Raw genomic sequence first — 16566 nt, 5'->3', positions numbered from 1 at the left:
CACAGCCAGCCTCTTCCAGCTCATCGCGACGCCCTCCCGCTTCAAAAGCAGGTGCAGGCGGCGGTAGCCGAACCGCCGTCGCTCCGATGACAGCTCCCGCAAACGTTCTCTCAGAGCAGCATCGTCCGGCCGGGTGGATATGGATCGGTAGACCCGCGGCGCAATGCCAACCAGGGCGTAGGCCCGCCGCTGCGAGTAGTTCTTCGCCTCGACTGCCCAACGCACGGCATTCCTCCTCGAGCCGGGCGTCAGACGTTTTCTGTCAGCATCTCGCGGAGCGTCGATACATCCATCATCGACCTCGCCAGACGTTTCTTCAGGCGCGCATTCTCCTCCTCCAGCGCTCAGGGTGATACGTGCCTAAAGGCTTCTGTCGGCCCAAATCGGCCTTTCAGGGGTCACTCGCGGTTTCGGCGATGGTAGTCGTGATCCAAGTCTTTGCAGACGTAGAACCCATTCCAAAGACCGAGCCAAGCCGACAATGCTCCGAAAGAGTCACTGTTTATAATCTGAGAGATTGAACTTTCTCCGGGTGAGGGGTCAATTTTCTTCGCCCAAACACCGATGAGGGCCATCATCCACCAGCCCGCGATTATAAGCGCCGTAAAGGGCCAGACATATACGATGGCCGCAAGGCAAATAATTAATATCGATCTGTAGATGTTGAGCTTCGACATTCGACTCCCATCTGGAGGCTCAAAATTCGCGGCAACTTTGGGCTACTCGAAATTATCATAAGTTGCAACGAACCGTGAGCGGATGGACCGCTCTTGGCGCATGCCGGACGGGCCGCGATGACCGCTTTGGCCGGAAACAGCCGTCCCGTTATGGCGGCAGTCTTCGAGACTGCTTAAAGCATCTTGGTCAAGGTGCGACCGGGACACCGCTTACTATAAGGTCGCATCCGAGATGCCATGATTGCGGCACAACTCGCCGGCCGTCATGCCCGCCTGATGCTCCTTCAGAAGGCCGATGATCTGTTCTTCCGAGAACCGTGATCGCATCATTGCCTGTCTCCTTTGTCGAGGAACAGGCTAGCCCAAAATCGGGAACATCTCAGGGGAGCAGGTCATGAAGGTCCAAATGACTTGGATTCGTAAACCTAGTAAAAAGACGTAAAAACAATAGGATGGTAGTTAATGTGGCGGATGGGGTGGGATTCGAACCCACGGTACGGTTCCCCGTACGCCAGTTTTCAAGACTGGAGCCTTAAACCACTCGGCCACCCATCCATCCCATTGCGACGCCGACCTCACGGCGTCCCGCGATGCGTCGGTATCGGCCGTTTCGGCCGGCCGACCGCACCTCGACTGGCTTTATAGTGGTTCGGCTTCGAGCGTCAACTTGTTCCGCGCGTGACGGACATACCGCTCGTGGGGTGGGGCGGTTCGGCACGTCGCCGCCATCCCGCACGGTGACCGACAAGGTTTCACCGAGGGAAGGGGCGGAAAACCCGCTGCAAAGGCATGGGGATAGCCAGAATAGTGTCTGGCCTTTCGACGGCTAGGAGAGCTATTCAGGATCGAGGCGGGCGACGGCGCAGATGAATGGACGCGCGCGCCGGAAACACGGCCCGGCTGAACTCTGTCAGACACCGGCGCCTCCGGCTTCAATTTTAATAAATTGCTAACCATAATGCGAATTACTTCGCGCCCGGCGCGTTTTACGCCAAGATGTTGGCGCCTTTCCGCCATCTTCATGTCATGATTAACGTATTGCTTAGAGCGCTCGGATTAGAGGCTGCGGGTCGTGGGGACGGATCGACCCGAAGCGGATTCGAACGGGGACAATAGCGGCGTGGGACAGATGGACAGTCTAATCTTGGCAGCCGCCATGCGCAGGGCGATGCGCATGGCTGCGATTCCGATGATGTGTGCGGGGCTGGCGGCCTGCAACACCAGCAGCGAGACGGCCAAGAAGACGGTGCGCAGCAAGGAATACTTTGCCGAGTCCGAATACGGCGTGAAGGCGAGCCCGCTTGTGGTGCAGGAAGGCCAGGCCGTGCCCAAGGGGGGAGGGCGCTACCAGGTCGGAAAGCCCTACCAGGTGCGCGGCAAATGGTACAAGCCGAAGGAAGACCCCGACTATGACAAGGTCGGCATGGCTTCGTGGTACGGATCGGCCTTCCACGGCCGCAATACCGCAAACGGCGAAGTGTACGACAAGTATCATCTTTCCGCGGCCCATCCGACCTTCCCGCTGCCGAGCTACGCGCGCGTCACCAATCTCGAGAACGGCTCGTCGGTGGTCGTGCGCGTAAACGATCGCGGACCCTACTCGAACGGCCGCATCATCGACCTGTCCTCGAAGACCGCCGAGATGCTGCACGTCAAGGGGAAGGGGACGGCGAAGGTCCGGGTGCAGTATGTGGGCAAGGCGCCGCTGCACGGACACGATATGCCCTATCTGATGGCGTCTTATGTGCCCAAGGGATCGCGTGCTCCGGCCGTCGATCCGGGTGGCCAGATCGCCACCGGCGTCATGGTCGCCTCGGCCGGACCGGTCGCGATCCCGACCTTTGCGGAACGTCCGGCCGCAAACTCCGGCAGCAGCATGACCGCGCTGGCCGCCGAACCGCGTCCGAGTGCGCCGGTCGCCGCGATCGACGGCCAGTTCGCACTTCTGCCCGAGGTCGGGCCGATACCGGCCGAGCGCCCGGATTACATGCCGATGCCGGGGGACGACGCCTATTATGCTGCCGCCTATGCGGCGCCGCCGCGCGCCCCGCGGGCGGTCGATTCCTTCGACGCCATCCTCCATGTCGAGGACGGTTCTCTGGTCGCGCTGTCGTCCGGGGATGCCGGTTGAGCCGATAGCGTCTTGCCGAAACCGCCCCAGTGTAGGACGCTAGGGCGCATTTCGGAGTCTCCATGTCCTTCCGCGTCCTTGTCGTCCTGCTTTTCTGTTTGCTCCCGCCCAATGCCGCCGCAGCGCAGGTTGCGGGAGCGGCCGGCTTCGACACCAAGGCCAAGCAGATCTACCTGATCGACGCCGGCACCGGCACGATCCTGTTCGCGCGCAAGGAGGATGAGCCCGTCACCGCCGCCTCGCTGGCGAAGGCGATGACGCTCGCCGTCGTGTTCAAGGCGGTGCGCGACGGCGAGATTTCGCTGGAGACGACCTATCCCGTGTCGGAGTACGCCTGGCGCACCGGCGGCGCGCCCTCGCGCACGGCCACCATGTTCGCCGCGCTGAACTCGCAGGTGCGGGTCGAGGACCTGATCCGCGGTGTGGCGGTCCAGACCGCCAACGATGCCTGCATCATCCTCGCCGAGGGCATGGCCGGCTCGGAAGCCGCCTTTGCCGCGCGGATGAACAATGAAGCCCGGGCGCTCGGTCTGACGCGCGCGAACTTCGACAACGCAACCGGCCTGCCGGCGCCGGGAAACCGGATCAGCATGCGCGATCTGGTCGTCCTCGCCAGGCACCTGCAGCAGACTTATCCGGAGTTCTACCGCTACTACGCCGAGCCCGAGTTCGAGTGGAACAAGATCAAGCAGCGCAACAAGAACCCGCTGCTGGCATTGAACATCGGCGCGGATGGGCTCGTGCTCGGGTTTGCCGAGGACGCCGGCTACGGCATCGTCGCCTCGGTGCAGCGGGACGGTCGGCGGCTGTTCCTCGCGATGAGCGGTCTTTCGAGCGACAAGGAACGCATCGACGAGGCGCGACGGGTGATCGAATGGGGGTTGAGCGCGTTTGCCTCGAAGACGCTGTTCAAGGCGGGCGAGACGGTGGCCGAGGCCAGCGTCTATGGCGGCAGCGCCGGCCATGTCGCCCTGCTGACGCGGGACGATGTCGACGTTCTGCTGCCGATCGGCAATACCCAGCGTCTGACCGCGCGCGTGGTCTACCCCTGGCCGGTCAGGGCGCCGATCGCCCCGGGCGCGCAGCTCGGCGTGCTGCGGATCTGGAACGGCGACCAGTTCCTGCGCGAGGTGCCGCTCGAGACCGCGGCCCCGGTCGAGGTCGGCACGCTGTCAAGCCGCGCACTGGATGCCCTGCAGGAACTGCTGTTCTTCTGGCTGTAGCTCCGCCCGACGAACCGTGCCGGCGGCCGCTCGGGGCCGTCGCGTCGCCTCGTGCCAAGGCGGTCGCGGTGAATGCATTTTCCGTTTCGGGGGTTATGCGCTAGAAGGGAACGAATCGCCCGGCGAAACGGGCAAGGGGCAGGCGCGGCGCGCCGGAAGCGGAAGTTGGATTGGCTGGCTTGACTGGTTTTACCGGATTGTTCGTGACGTTCGAGGGCGGCGAGGGGGCCGGCAAGTCGACCCAGATCCGGTTGCTGGCGGAGGCTTTGAGGACAAGCGGGCAGAACGTCGTCGTCACGCGCGAACCCGGCGGTTCGCCGGGCGCCGAAGCCGTCCGTCATGTGATACTTTCCGGCGCGGCCGAACGCTACGGCACGCGGATGGAGGCGTTGCTGTTTGCCGCCGCACGCAGCGATCACGTCGAGCAGGTCATCCGGCCGGCGCTCAAGGCCGGAAAGGTGGTGCTGTGCGACCGCTTTCTCGATTCCTCGCGCGTCTACCAGGGCATCACCGGCAATCTCGAGCCGGAATTCATCGAGGGGCTGCAGCGCATCGCCGTCAACGGCGTGATGCCGGATTGCACGCTGATCTTCGACCTTCCCGCGGCCATTGGTCTCGAGCGCGCGCGCCAGCGCAGCGGCCTCCAGCCGGAGGCCGGCGAGCCGGACCGGTTCGAGAAGGAGGAACTCGAAACGCATGAAAAGCGGCGCGAGGCGTTCCTCGACCTTGCCGAGCGCGAGCCGCTGCGCTGCCGCGTCATCGACGCGACGCGCACGCGCGATGACATCGCCCGCCAGGTGCTGTCGATCGTCGAGCCCCTGCTGCCGCTGCAGCGACGCGGGCGGGTGGCCTTTCCGGAGGACGCGACGTGAGCCTCGACCAGCCCGGCGTGCTCGACGGAGCGGTCGCACCGGCCGAACAGACGCGGCTGTTCGGCCACGACGCCGCCCAGGACTTCCTGGCGCAATCCTATCGTTCGGGGAAGGGCCACCACGCGATCCTGATCGAAGGGCCGGAGGGCATCGGCAAGGCGACGCTGGCGTTCCGCTTCGCCCAGCACGTGCTGTCGCATCCGGACCCGCTGTCGGCGCCCGACCAGATGGCCGATCCGGACCCGCGCTCCGCGCTCGCGCGCCAGATCGCCTCGGGCGCCTCGCACAATCTGCTGCACCTGATGCGCCCGGTCGATGAGAAGACCGGCAAGGTGCGGGCGGCGATCACCGTCGACGAGGTGCGCCGCGCGGGCAAGTTCTTCGCCCAGACCTCGGGCACGGGCAACTGGCGCATTGCCATCATCGATCCGGCCGACGACCTCAACCGCAATGCCGCCAACGCCATCCTCAAGATCCTCGAGGAGCCGCCGCGGAATTCTCTGTTTCTGGTCCTGACCCATGCTCCGGGCAAGCTGCTGCCGACGATCCGGTCGCGCTGCCTGCCGGTGACGCTCTCGCCGCTGTCCGAGAACGATCTCGGCCAGGCGCTCGCCAATCTCGGCGTGGCGCCGCCGCCGGCCAAGGCGGAGCCACTGCTTGCGGCGGCCGACGGCAGCGTGGCGACTGCGCTGAAGCTGATCAATTACGGGGGATTCGACATCCTCGAGGCTTTCCGGGCCATCGTTGACGGCCGGGGCGGGGCACCGCGCAAGGACGTCCACAAGCTGGCGGACGTGCTGGCCGCCAGGGACGGCGACACGCTCTACGCCTTCTTCTGCGGCCAGGCCGTCGACCATGTCGTGCGCCAGGCGAGGGCCGCGGCCCTGCAGGGCGACGTGATCGCGGCCGAGCGCATGGCGCGACTGTCGACCGCGCTGACGGAAAAGATCGGCACCGCCGACGCCTACAATCTCGATCGCAAGCAGACCGTTATCGAGATTCTCGACGAGATCGCGGCGCAGGCGTCCTGACTGGCGGCGCGTTCGACCGTCCGCGGTTTCAGGAAAACACGAGCTTGGAGCCGACCAGCGCGAGCGTGATCGCGAGGATCATGCTGATCAGCCGGTCGGGCAGGCGCGGCGAGAAATGGCTGCCGATGACGATCCCCGGGATCGAGCCGATCAGCAGCGTGACCAGCATCTGCCAGTCGACTTCGCCGATGGCCCAGTACCCGATGCCCGCGAGCAGCGTCAGCGGCACGGCGTGGACGATGTCGGAGCCGACGATTTCCCGCACGTGCAGGCCCGGATAGAGCGCGAGCAGGACCGTGACGCCGAGCGCGCCGGCACCGACCGAGGTCAGTGTCACCAGGGTCCCGAGCGTCAGCCCGAGCACGACCGTCAGCACCGCCACCGTTTCCGGGGCGACCGGGGGCCGGTGGCGCATCAGTTCGCGGATCTTGTCGATGATCTGGCGTCGAAAGATCAGCAGGACCGCGGTCAGGATCAGCATGTAGCCGAGCGCGATGGTGATGGTCGCGACGGCGGCGATGCTGTTGCGGTTGATGCCGGAGATCAGCCAGAGGGTCAGGGCCGCGGCTGGCAGACTGCCTGCGGCCAGCCGGCCGACCACGCGCCAGTCGATCGTCTTGTTGCGGCCATGCACGAGCGTGCCGGCCGACTTGGTGATCGCTGCGTAGAGCAGGTCCGTCCCCACGGCGGTGACCGGGTGCACGCCGAAGAGGAGGACCAGCAGCGGCGTCATCAGCGAACCGCCGCCAACGCCTGTGACGCCCACGAGCAGGCCGACGAAGAAACCGGCGACGGAAAACAGCGGATCAAATGCGGACCAGAATTCCAATCAGCGATACCCTCACGCTTCGATTGCCGAACCATGATCGAAGGTCCATGCCCACGAAGCAGGTCGAGATTGCCGAAATGGTTAGTGGCCGGGTTGCGGCCTGTCAAGCAAGCGGCGTCCGCGCGGCGCGCTCGAGCCAGAGGCGCAAAGTTGGTGTTTCCCTCAACTGCGGCATGGGTTAATAGCTGCGACCACGACAGAGAAAACAGGCCAAGCTCCGGACATGACAGATACCTCGCCCTTCTACATCACGACGGCAATCGCCTATCCCAACGGCAAGCCGCACATCGGCCACGCCTACGAACTGATCGCGACCGACGCGGTGGCGCGGTTCCAGCGGCTGGACGGACGCGACGTGTTTTTCCTGACGGGCACCGACGAGCACGGCCAGAAGATGCAGCAGACGGCGCGCAGGGAAGGCATGACCGCCCAGGAGCTCGCCGACCGGAACACGGCGCTGTTCCAGAACATGGCGGTGCTGCTGAATGCGTCCAATGACGACTTCATCCGCACCACCGAAAGCCGCCACCATGAGGCAAGCCAGATCATCTGGCAGCGGATGGCCGACGCCGGCGACATCTACAAGGACAGCTATTCCGGCTGGTATTCCGTCCGGGACGAGGCTTATTACCAGGAAGGGGAGACCGAGCTGCGCGAAGACGGCGTGCGCTACGGCCCCCAGGGCACGCCGGTCGAATGGGTGGAGGAGGAGAGCTACTTCTTCCGCCTTTCGAAATACGAGGACAGCTTGCTCAGGCTCTATGAGGAGCAGCCCGACTTCGTCGGCCCGAGCGAGCGGCGCAACGAGGTGATGTCCTTCGTCAAGTCCGGCCTGAAGGACCTCTCGGTCTCGCGCACGACCTTCGACTGGGGCATCAAGGTGCCGAACGACCCGGCGCATGTGATGTATGTCTGGGTCGACGCGCTGACCAACTACATCACCGCCACCGGCTACCTGACCAATCCGGACGGTCCGCGCGCGAAGTACTGGCCGGCCGACATCCACATGATCGGCAAGGACATCATCCGCTTCCACGCCGTCTACTGGCCGGCCTTCCTGATGTCGGCCGGCCTGCCGTTGCCCAAGCGCGTTTTCGCCCACGGCTTCCTGCTCAACAAGGGCGAGAAGATGTCGAAATCGCTCGGCAACGTCGTCGATCCGGTGAACCTCGTCGAGCACTTCGGGCTCGACCAGATCCGCTTCTTCCTGCTGCGCGAGGTGTCCTTCGGCCAGGACGGCAGCTACAGCGAGGAGGGGATCGCGACCCGCATCAATTCAGACCTTGCCAACGGCATCGGCAACCTCGCCAGCCGGTCGCTGTCGATGATCTACAAGAACTGCGACGGCAAGATCCCGGTTTGCGGTCCGCTGACCGAGGCCGACCTGACGATGCTGGCGTCGGCCGATGCGCTGCACGCGATCACCCGCGACGAGATGGGCAAGCTGATGATCCATCGCGCACTCGCAGCGATCATCGCCGTCGTATCGGAGGCCGATCGCTATTTTGCCGGCGAGGCGCCATGGGCGCTGAAGAAGACCGATCCGGAGCGGATGGGCACGGTGCTCTATGTGACGGCGGAGGTGGTGCGCCAGATCGCGATCCTGCTGCAGCCGTTCATGCCGGGATCGGCCGGCAAGTTGCTCGACCTTGTCGCCGCGCCGTCGGACCGGCGCGATTTCGCCGCTCTTGGCGAGGCAGGCCGGCTTGCAAGCGGTACGGCGCTCGAGGCGCCGACGCCGGTGTTTCCGCGCTACGTGGCGCCGGAGACCTGAGGAAAAGCGGATGCTGATCGACACCCACTGCCATCTGGACTTCCCCGACTTCGAGACCGAGCGTGACGCGATCATCGACCGCGCCCACGCCGCCGGCGTCGGCCAGATGATCACCATCTCGACGCGGGTCAAGGCGTTTCCGACGATCCTTGCGATCGCCGAGAAGTACCCGTCGGTGTTCTGCTCGGTCGGCACCCATCCGCACAACGCCGACGAGGAGCTCGACATTGGCGTCGACGAGCTTGTACGGCTCGCCGAGCACCCGCGCGTCGTCGCGATCGGGGAGGCAGGGCTCGACTACTTCTACGACAATGCCCCGCGCGCAGCGCAGGCCCAGGGGCTGCGCACCCACATCGCCGCCGCCCGACGCACCGGCCTGCCACTGGTGATCCACAGTCGCTCGGCCGACGAGGACATGGCGGCGATCCTGACCGAGGAATGCGGGAAGGGGGCCTTCCCCTTCCTGTTGCACTGCTTCTCGTCCGGTCCGGAACTGGCGCGGATCGGCGTCGAACTCGGCGGCTACGTGTCGTTCTCCGGGATCCTGACCTTCCCGAAGTCGGAGGAATTGCGGGCGATCGCAAGAACGGTGCCATTGGAGCGGATGCTGGTCGAGACCGACGCGCCGTACCTGGCGCCGAGGCCGTTCCGAGGCAAGCGCAACGAACCGGCCTTCGTAGCCCACACGGCTGCGGTGCTGGCCGAGACCCTGGGCATGACGCACGACGAGATCGCGACGATCACCACCGAAAACGCCTTCCGGGTCTTCGCCAAGATGCCGAGGGTCTGAGCCCGTGTCATACCGCCGGCGTTTCACGATCCTCGGCTGCGGCTCCTCGCCCGGCACGCCACGCATCACCGGCGACTGGGGCGACTGCAATCCCGACAACCCGCGCAACCGTCGCACGCGCGCCGCTCTCCTGGTCGAGCAGATCGGTCCGGCCGGCAGCACCACGGTCGTGGTCGATACCGGGCCCGACTTCCGCGAACAGATGATCGCCGCCAGGGTAGGGTCACTCGACGCGGTCCTCTACACCCATGCCCATGCCGACCACGTGCACGGCATCGACGACATCCGCGGCTTCGTGCAGAAAAGCCGGAAGCAGATTCCGATCTGGGCCGACGTGCTGACGATGGCACGGATCCGCGAAGGCTTTCCGTACTGCCTCGAAACGCCGCCCGGCAGTCTCTATCCGCCAATCGTGACAGCCAACCTGATCGAACCGGCCGAGCAACCGATCGTCATCGACGGAGCAGGGGGGGCGCTGCGGTTCGAGCCGCTTCGGCTGATCCACGGCTCGATCGATTCGCTTGGCTTCCGGATCGGCAAGGTGGCCTACTGCACCGACGTCAGCGCGTTCCCCGAGGAAACGGCCGACCGGCTCGGCGGGCTCGATCTGCTGGTCATCGATGCGCTGCAGTACCGGCCGCATCCCAGCCATCTGTCGCTCGGCGAGGCGCTGGAATGGATCGGACGGCTCGCACCGCGCCGCGCGGTGCTCACCCACATGCACACGCCACTCGACTATGACAGGGTGATGGGCGAGACGCCGGACCATGTGGAGCCGGGCTACGACCAAATGGCCGTCGAGTTCGACGTCACCGACGAGGTGCTGGCGCAGCAGCCGGCCGGCGGCGCCTAGCGGTACCGGTTACGACTGTTCAAGAATTAGTTGCAACAGCATGTTTTTAAATGCCTATTTTCTATCGAGGTAGGGCGCGAGATTCGCTCGGATCCGGTCGAGCACGGTGGCGCCGGACAGGTCGGGAACGAAGCTCCTGCCGGTGATGGTTTCGTAGGCGCGGATGTAGACTTTCGAGGTCTGCTCGATCAGCTCGGTCGGGATTTCCGGAATCGGATCCTTGTAAGGGTCACAGCGCTCGGTGACCCAGGCCCGCACGAAATCCTTGTCGAAGCTCTGCGGCCTGGCGCCGGCGGCAAAGGCCTCGTCGTAGCCGTCGGCGATCCAGTAGCGGCTGCTGTCGGGGGTGTGGATCTCGTCGGCGAGTACGATGCGTCCGTCCTTGTCGGTGCCGAACTCGTACTTGGTGTCGACGAGGATCAGGCCGCGCTCGGCGGCACGCTGCTGCCCGCGGGCAAACAGCGCTATGGCGTAGCGGGATACCGTTTCCCACTGCTCGGACGTCAGCAGGCCCTGGGCCAGGATTTCCGCACCGGACAGCGGCTCGTCATGGCCGCCGTCGAAGGCCTTGCTGGTCGGAGTGATGATCGGTTGCGGAAGCTTCTCGTTGTCGCGCAGGCCGTCCGGCAGCCGGATACCGTACATTTCGCGCTCGCCGTTGCGATATTTCGTCAGGATCGAGGTGCTGGTCGTTCCGGCAAGATAGCCGCGCACGACAATCTCGACCGGCAGGATGTCGAGCCGCGTGCCGACGACGACATTCGGGTCCGGATAGGCCTGGACGTGGTTCGGGCAGATGTCGGCCGTCTGCTCGAACCAGTAGCGTGCGGTCTGGGTCAGCACCTGACCCTTGAACGGGATCGACGTCAGGATGACATCGAAGGCGCTCAGACGGTCCGTGGTGATGATGATCCGGTTGCCGTCCGCCAGGTCGTAGTTCTCACGCACCTTGCCCTTGTAGTAGCCCGGCAGTTCGGGAATGAATGCATCGGATAGCACGCGCAGTTCGCTCATCGGACGGGCCTCGCTGGAACTAGGATGGCAGGGCTAAAGCAGGCACGGCGCCGAAGGTCAAGTCGGGGGCGTAGCCAGGCCGCCCAAAAGGCGAACGGAAACGGCCTTCAGTTCCATAATCTATCTTATGTGATCTTGCTGTGTAGCCGCGTGAGCCGGCCTTCCCCAGAGCGCCCGATGCGCGCGGCGCTGATCAGATCATCTCCAGTTCCGCTTTTCGGTACGGCTACAGATCACGGCATCGACGCGATGGAACCGGCAATATGTGCGGCTGCGGGGCCGCCAGCCGATCCGTCGGTCAAGAAAAAGCGAACTCTCTCTGGCGCTTCGCACGGGTTCGCGTCATCCTTGTCTTCAGGGAGAAAAACGCGAACCGGGCAAAGGGAGGAATGCCGATGCGCTGTTTTGCCGTCGTAGGACCGTCGCAGACCGGAAAATCGACGCTAGCGGAAAGACTCGGGGCATTGGATAGCCCGCCGCGCAAGGCGACCTCTCCATACGGACTGAACCTGCTCGCATTCGACTATGGCGACGAGCCGTGGTGCGCTTTGGACATGCCGGGCTCGATCGAGGCGCTTGCGCATGCGCAGCAGGCGCTTCTGGCCAGCGACGCCTGCATTCTCTGCGTTTCGCCCGCACCCGAGGAAGCGGTGCTCGCAGCGCCGTTCCTGCGCGTGATCGAAGCCTCCGGAACGCCCTGCATCATCTTCATCAACCATATCGACGAGCCGCGCGGACGGATCCGCGACGTGATTTCGGCGCTGCAGGACTATGCCAGCCACACCCTGGTGTTGCGGCAGGTGCCGATCCGCGAGGGCGAAACCGTGGTCGGCAGCGTCGACCTCATCTCCGAGCGGGCCTGGCGCTACCGCGACGGCCAGACCTCGTCGCTGGTCGCCATCCCCGACGACGTCGCCGTGCGCGAGCACGAGGCACGCGTGGAACTGCTGGAACATCTGTCCGAATACGACGACTGGCTGCTGGAGGAACTGATCGAGGACCGGGAGCCCGACAGCGCGGCCGTCTATTCGATCGCCTCACGGATCCTGAAGGAAAACAAGATCACGCCCGTCTTTATTGGCTCGGCCAGCCACAACAACGGCATCCAGCGGCTGATGAAGGCGCTGCGTCACGAGGCCCCGCCGGTCTCGGCGCTGCGCGGGCGGCTGGCTGAGGCGGCCGGCGTGGCGGTCGACGAGCTTGGGGCGGTGACGTTCCACGCCTTCCAGCGGCCGAGCATCGGCAAGACCGTGCTGGCCCGTGCCCTGAACGGCGTGAAGCAGGCCGCCCAGGCCGACTATACCCTCGGCAGCCTGCAGGACCCGATGGCCGGCCGCCCGCTCGCCAACGGCCCGGCGCCGGGCGACGTGTTTGCAACGGTGAAGTCCGACCGGCTGATGGTGCCCGCCCTGCTCGCCGGCGGGCAGGCGCTGCCGCCCCCCGACTGGACGACACCCCCCTCGCCCATGCTTGACCGGATCCTTCAGCCCGGCAACGAGCGCGACGAGACCAAGCTGTCGGCGGCGCTGGCGAAGATCGCCGAGACCGACCGTTCGCTGCTGGTGACGCAGGAGGAAGGGTCGGGCGCCTACCTCGTCAGCATTCAGGGGCCGCTGCATCTGCGCGAACTCTGCAAGACGCTGTCGGACATCTTCCACATCACCGTGACCGACCAGCCGCCCAGCCCTGTCTATCGCGAGACGATCTCCAAACCGTCCGATGTACACTACCGCCACCGCAAGCAGACCGGCGGCGCCGGGCAGTTCGCCGACGTGAAGCTGAGCATCCACCCGACCGAGCGCGGCAGCGGCTTCTCCTTTGCCGAAGTCGTCAAGGGCGGGGCCGTGCCACGGAACTACATTCCGGCCGTCGAGGCGGGCGCCCGCGAGGCGATGGACAAGGGCCCGCTCGGCTTCGGGGTGATCGACGTCGGCGTGACGCTGACGGACGGGCAGCACCACAGCGTCGACAGCTCCGACTATGCCTTTCGCACCGCCGGCAAAATGGGCGTCCGCCAGGCGCTGTCGCAGGCAACGCCGGTGCTGATGCAGCCGATCATTCGTGTCGAGATCCATATCCCCTCGATCTATACCGGCGGCCTCGTCCAGATCGTGTCTTCGCTCAAGGGACAGGTGCTGGGCTTCGACCGGGACGAGGCCGCGAAGGGCTGGGATACCTTTCGCGCGCTGGTGCCCGGCAGCGCCCTCGAGGACCTGTCGCGGTCGCTTCGGTCGGCAACCCAGGGGATCGGCTACTTCTCCAAGGCGTTTGATCACTTCGAAGAGCTCTACGGCAAGGAGGCCGACGCGATCGTCACCGCCCACGGCACTCCACATGGCAATTGAGAAGGATCCGCGCGAATCCGCCTTCGCAGCCCTGGCCCCTCTCCCGACGGCGTCGATGGTCACCGTTGCCAGGACGTGCGACGCCGACCGGTCGTCGGATCACGAACAGTTGATCCTCGTCCGTTCCCTTCGGAACCCGGTCGATCTGGTTGATTTATCCTCATAAAGTGAGGGTCGCCGCGCAGTGGAAACATGTTGCCGCGTGGCGCGGGCGGACTGCTACCATGTCGCGGGCAATGACCTACCTTTTCTATAGGAAGGAGTGCTTGCCATGCGAAGCGTTGCCACCGTCCTCGCCATCCTGGTTCCGATTGCGCTCGCCGTCCCGGCGCCGCTGCGGGCAGAGGAGCCGGTCGATACCGCGCAGAACATCATCGAACAGCAGATCGACGCGTTCCTCAAGGACGATGCGACGGCCGCCTACTCCTTTGCCTCGCCCACCATTCGCGAGCGGTTTCCGAGCGAAGCGGAGTTCTTCGACATGGTCAGACGCGGCTACGCGCCGGTCTATCGTCCGGGCAACTACGCCTTCGGTCGCAGCAAGGTGAGCGGTGACACGGTACTGCAGGAAGTGCTGATCAGCGGTGGCGACGGCAAGGACTGGACCGCGATCTACCAGATCGTTCGGCAGCCGGACGGAAACTACAAGATCAATGCCGTCCACATGCTGCCGTCGGCGGCCGGTCACGACATCTGACTGCGGCTTCCGGAGCCCGATCGGTCCGCCGACATTGCGCCCTGCCCGCCGGCCGCGATGGAACGACCGGCGCGGCCGTTCACGCGCCCTGCTTGGCTTCCGCCTCTCCGCGCGCCCAGGCGTCCTGCGTCTCCGCCATGAAGTCGGCATAGCGGCCCTGCTCGATTGCCGCGCGGATGCCGGCCATCAGTTCCTGGTAATAGGCCAGGTTGTTCCAGGTCAGCAGCATGCCGCCGAGCGACTCGTTGGCGCGGACGAGGTGATGCAGGTAGGCGCGCGAGTAGTCGCGCGAGGCGGGGCAGGACGACCGCTCGTCGAGCGGGCGGGTATCCTCGGCGTGGCGGGCGTTGCGGATGTTGATGCGCCCGTTGCGGGTGAAGGCGAGGCCATGTCGGCCGGAGCGCGTCGGCATGACGCAGTCGAACATGTCGATGCCGTGGGCGACCGACTTCAGGATGTCGTCCGGCGTGCCGACGCCCATCAGGTAGCGCGGCTTTCCGACCGGCAGGTGCGGACAGGTGATGTCGAGCATCTCGAGCATGACCGCTTGCGGCTCACCGACCGCGAGGCCGCCGACCGCGTAGCCCTTCAGGTCGAGCCCGGCCAGCGCCTGGGCCGAGCGGACGCGCAGATCCGGGATGTCGCCGCCCTGGACAATGCCGAACATCGCCTTGCCGGGCTGGTCGCCAAAGGCGGCCTTGCAGCGTTCCGCCCAGCGATAGGACATTTCCATCGCGCGCTCGATCTCACTCGCCTCGGCCGGCAGACGGACGCACTCGTCGAGCTGCATCTGGATGTCGCTGTCGAGCAGCCCCTGGATCTCGATCGAGCGCTCCGGCGACATGTGGTGCAGGGAACCGTCGACGTGGCTCTTGAAGGTGACACCCTGCTCGTCGAGCTTGCGCAGGCCCTCCAGAGACATCACCTGGAAGCCGCCGGAATCGGTGAGGATCGGATAGGGCCAGCGGATGAACTCGTGCAGCCCGCCGAGCCGGGCGACGCGCTCGGCGCCCGGGCGCAGCATCAGGTGATAGGTGTTGCCGAGGATCACGTCTGCGCCGAGGTCGCGGACCTGGTCGAGATACATGGCCTTGACGGTTCCGACCGTGCCGACAGGCATGAAGGCGGGCGTGCGAATCGTGCCGCGCGGCATGGTGACCTCGCCGCGCCGCGCCTTGCCGTCCGCGGCCAGGAGCTTGAATTCAAAACGTTCGGTCATCGGTCCTTCCGGAAAAGCAGGCTGGCGTCGCCATAGGAATAGAAGCGGTATCCGGTCTCGACGGCGTGCCGATAGGCCGCGCGCATCGTGTCCAGACCCGAGAATGCCGAGACCAGCATGAACAGTGTCGAGCGCGGCAGATGGAAATTGGTCATCAGCACGTCGGCCGTGCGGAAGCGGTAGCCGGGCGTGATGAAGATGCCGGTGGCGCCCGACCAGGGCTCGAGCGTGCCGTCGTCGCGGGCGGCGCTCTCCAGCAGCCGCAGCGAGGTGGTGCCGACGCAGACGATGCGCCCGCCCCTCGCCCGCACGGCATTCAGCGCATCGGCGGTCTGCCGCGAGACATGACCGATTTCCTGGTGCATGACATGGTCGTCGGTATCGTCGGCCTTGACCGGCAGGAACGTGCCGGCCCCGACATGCAGGGTGACGAAGTGGCGCTCGACGCCCTTGCGGTCGAGCGCGTCGAACAGGGCCTTGGTGAAATGAAGCCCGGCGGTTGGGGCGGCGACCGCCCCTTCCTCGCGCGCATAGATGGTCTGGTAGTCGCGCCGGTCCGCCTCGTCGTCCTCGCGCTTGGAGGCGATATAGGGCGGCAGCGGGATATGGCCGACGCCGGCGATCGCCTCGTCGAGGGCCGGGCCGGACAGGTCAAAGCGCAGCGTGACCTCGCCGCCCTCGCCCTTCTCCTCGACGGTCGCGTCGAGCGCGCCCAGCAGGCAGACATCGCCGCCATGGCCGAAGGCAATCCGGTCGCCGACCTTGATGCGCTTGCCCGGCTTGGCGAAGGCCTTCCAGCGGTCGGCGGCAACGCGCATGTGCAGGGTGGCCGACACCTGCTGGCCGCCTGCCCCTTCCCTGTGGCGGGTGCCTTCCAGTTGCGCCGGGATCACGCGTGTATCGTTGAACACCAGTGCATCGCCGGGTCGCAGGAAGTCGGGCAGGTCGCCGACCCGGTGGTCCGCAAGGGGGGACGGCTGATCCGGCATGACGACCAGCAACCGCGCGGCCTCGCGCGGGGTCACCGGGCGAAGCGCGATGCGCTCCTCGGGGAGCTCGAAATCGAACAGTTCAATGCGCATGGGCTGTGGTTCTTGCGGTTCGGGCCTGC

Annotated in this window: 13 protein-coding genes, 1 tRNA gene and 2 pseudogenes; 9 read left to right on the top strand and 7 right to left on the bottom strand. The window is 65.5% G+C overall.

Annotated features, from left to right (window positions below; all coding sequences use genetic code 11):
- Positions 1-6: 6 nt before the first annotated feature.
- From ACXAGF_RS09680 to ACXAGF_RS09670, 3 genes and pseudogenes are all read right to left on the bottom strand, one after another.
- Positions 7-341: pseudogene (locus ACXAGF_RS09680) on the bottom strand (IS3 family transposase); the annotation flags it as partial.
- A 555-nt stretch (positions 342-896) separates the two neighbouring features.
- Positions 897-1007 (bottom strand): annotated as a pseudogene (locus ACXAGF_RS09675) (transposase); the annotation flags it as partial.
- A gap of 135 nt (positions 1008-1142) precedes the next feature.
- Positions 1143-1232, bottom strand: a tRNA-Ser gene (locus ACXAGF_RS09670).
- Between the two features lie 574 nt (positions 1233-1806).
- Here ACXAGF_RS09670 and ACXAGF_RS09665 point away from each other — a divergent pair.
- The 4 genes from ACXAGF_RS09665 (at position 1807) to ACXAGF_RS09650 (ending at position 5934) form a co-directional block, all read left to right on the top strand.
- Complete coding sequence (locus ACXAGF_RS09665; protein WP_475016507.1) at positions 1807-2808, top strand: septal ring lytic transglycosylase RlpA family protein; 1002 nt, start codon at positions 1807-1809, stop codon at positions 2806-2808.
- Between the two features lie 62 nt (positions 2809-2870).
- Positions 2871-4031, top strand: a complete 1161-nt coding sequence (locus tag ACXAGF_RS09660; protein WP_475016505.1) for a D-alanyl-D-alanine carboxypeptidase family protein — start codon at positions 2871-2873, stop codon at positions 4029-4031.
- Positions 4032-4210: 179 nt separating this feature from the next.
- Positions 4211-4903, top strand: a complete 693-nt coding sequence (tmk, locus tag ACXAGF_RS09655; protein ID WP_475016502.1) for a dTMP kinase — start codon at positions 4211-4213, stop codon at positions 4901-4903.
- Entirely contained in the window at positions 4900-5934 is a 1035-nt protein-coding gene (locus ACXAGF_RS09650) for a DNA polymerase III subunit delta' (RefSeq protein ID WP_475016500.1), read from the top strand. Before tmk ends, ACXAGF_RS09650 begins: the two co-directional genes overlap by 4 nt.
- Positions 5935-5962: 28 nt before the next feature.
- Here ACXAGF_RS09650 and ACXAGF_RS09645 read toward each other — a convergent pair whose 3' ends face one another.
- Positions 5963-6763, bottom strand: coding sequence for a sulfite exporter TauE/SafE family protein (locus ACXAGF_RS09645; RefSeq protein ID WP_475016496.1), 801 nt, complete (start codon positions 6761-6763; stop codon positions 5963-5965).
- A gap of 223 nt (positions 6764-6986) precedes the next feature.
- On the opposite strand from ACXAGF_RS09645, the gene metG reads away from it, so the two are divergent.
- From metG to ACXAGF_RS09630, 3 genes are read left to right on the top strand one after another with little or no spacing between them, the layout of a single operon-like run.
- Complete coding sequence (gene metG / locus ACXAGF_RS09640) at positions 6987-8537, top strand: methionine--tRNA ligase (protein ID WP_475016494.1); 1551 nt, start codon at positions 6987-6989, stop codon at positions 8535-8537.
- Between the two features lie 10 nt (positions 8538-8547).
- Positions 8548-9327 carry a TatD family hydrolase gene (locus tag ACXAGF_RS09635; protein ID WP_475016493.1) on the top strand — a complete coding sequence of 260 codons (780 nt, stop codon included), beginning with the start codon at positions 8548-8550 and terminating at the stop codon, positions 9325-9327.
- 4 nt (positions 9328-9331) lie between these two features.
- The gene (locus ACXAGF_RS09630) at positions 9332-10180 is read left to right on the top strand and encodes an MBL fold metallo-hydrolase (RefSeq protein ID WP_475016491.1); all 849 of its coding nucleotides are present in this window, start codon (positions 9332-9334) and stop codon (positions 10178-10180) included.
- A gap of 54 nt (positions 10181-10234) precedes the next feature.
- Here the strand turns inward: ACXAGF_RS09630 and ACXAGF_RS09625 are convergent, their stop codons facing one another.
- Positions 10235-11185, bottom strand: a complete 951-nt coding sequence (locus tag ACXAGF_RS09625; RefSeq protein ID WP_475019249.1) for a phosphoribosylaminoimidazolesuccinocarboxamide synthase — start codon at positions 11183-11185, stop codon at positions 10235-10237.
- Between the two features lie 404 nt (positions 11186-11589).
- Here ACXAGF_RS09625 and ACXAGF_RS09620 point away from each other — a divergent pair, with 404 nt between their 5' ends.
- Positions 11590-13539 (top strand): elongation factor G, encoded by a 1950-nt coding sequence (locus tag ACXAGF_RS09620; protein WP_475016489.1) that lies wholly within the window; start codon positions 11590-11592, stop codon positions 13537-13539.
- Between the two features lie 271 nt (positions 13540-13810).
- Positions 13811-14236, top strand: coding sequence for a DUF4864 domain-containing protein (locus ACXAGF_RS09615; protein WP_475016488.1), 426 nt, complete (start codon positions 13811-13813; stop codon positions 14234-14236).
- A gap of 79 nt (positions 14237-14315) precedes the next feature.
- Here the strand turns inward: ACXAGF_RS09615 and tgt are convergent, their stop codons facing one another.
- Positions 14316-15455 (bottom strand): tRNA guanosine(34) transglycosylase Tgt, encoded by a 1140-nt coding sequence (gene tgt / locus ACXAGF_RS09610; RefSeq protein ID WP_475016487.1) that lies wholly within the window; start codon positions 15453-15455, stop codon positions 14316-14318.
- On the bottom strand, positions 15452-16537 hold the full coding sequence (gene queA, locus ACXAGF_RS09605; RefSeq protein ID WP_475016484.1) for a tRNA preQ1(34) S-adenosylmethionine ribosyltransferase-isomerase QueA: 1086 nt from the start codon (positions 16535-16537) through the stop codon (positions 15452-15454). The genes tgt and queA overlap by 4 nt, the downstream gene beginning before the upstream one ends.
- Between the last annotated feature and the right edge of the window lie 29 nt (positions 16538-16566).

It is taken from the genome of Mycoplana sp. ABR4_002, from assembly GCF_056159645.1.
This window is presented reverse-complemented; position numbering and strand designations above follow the sequence as displayed.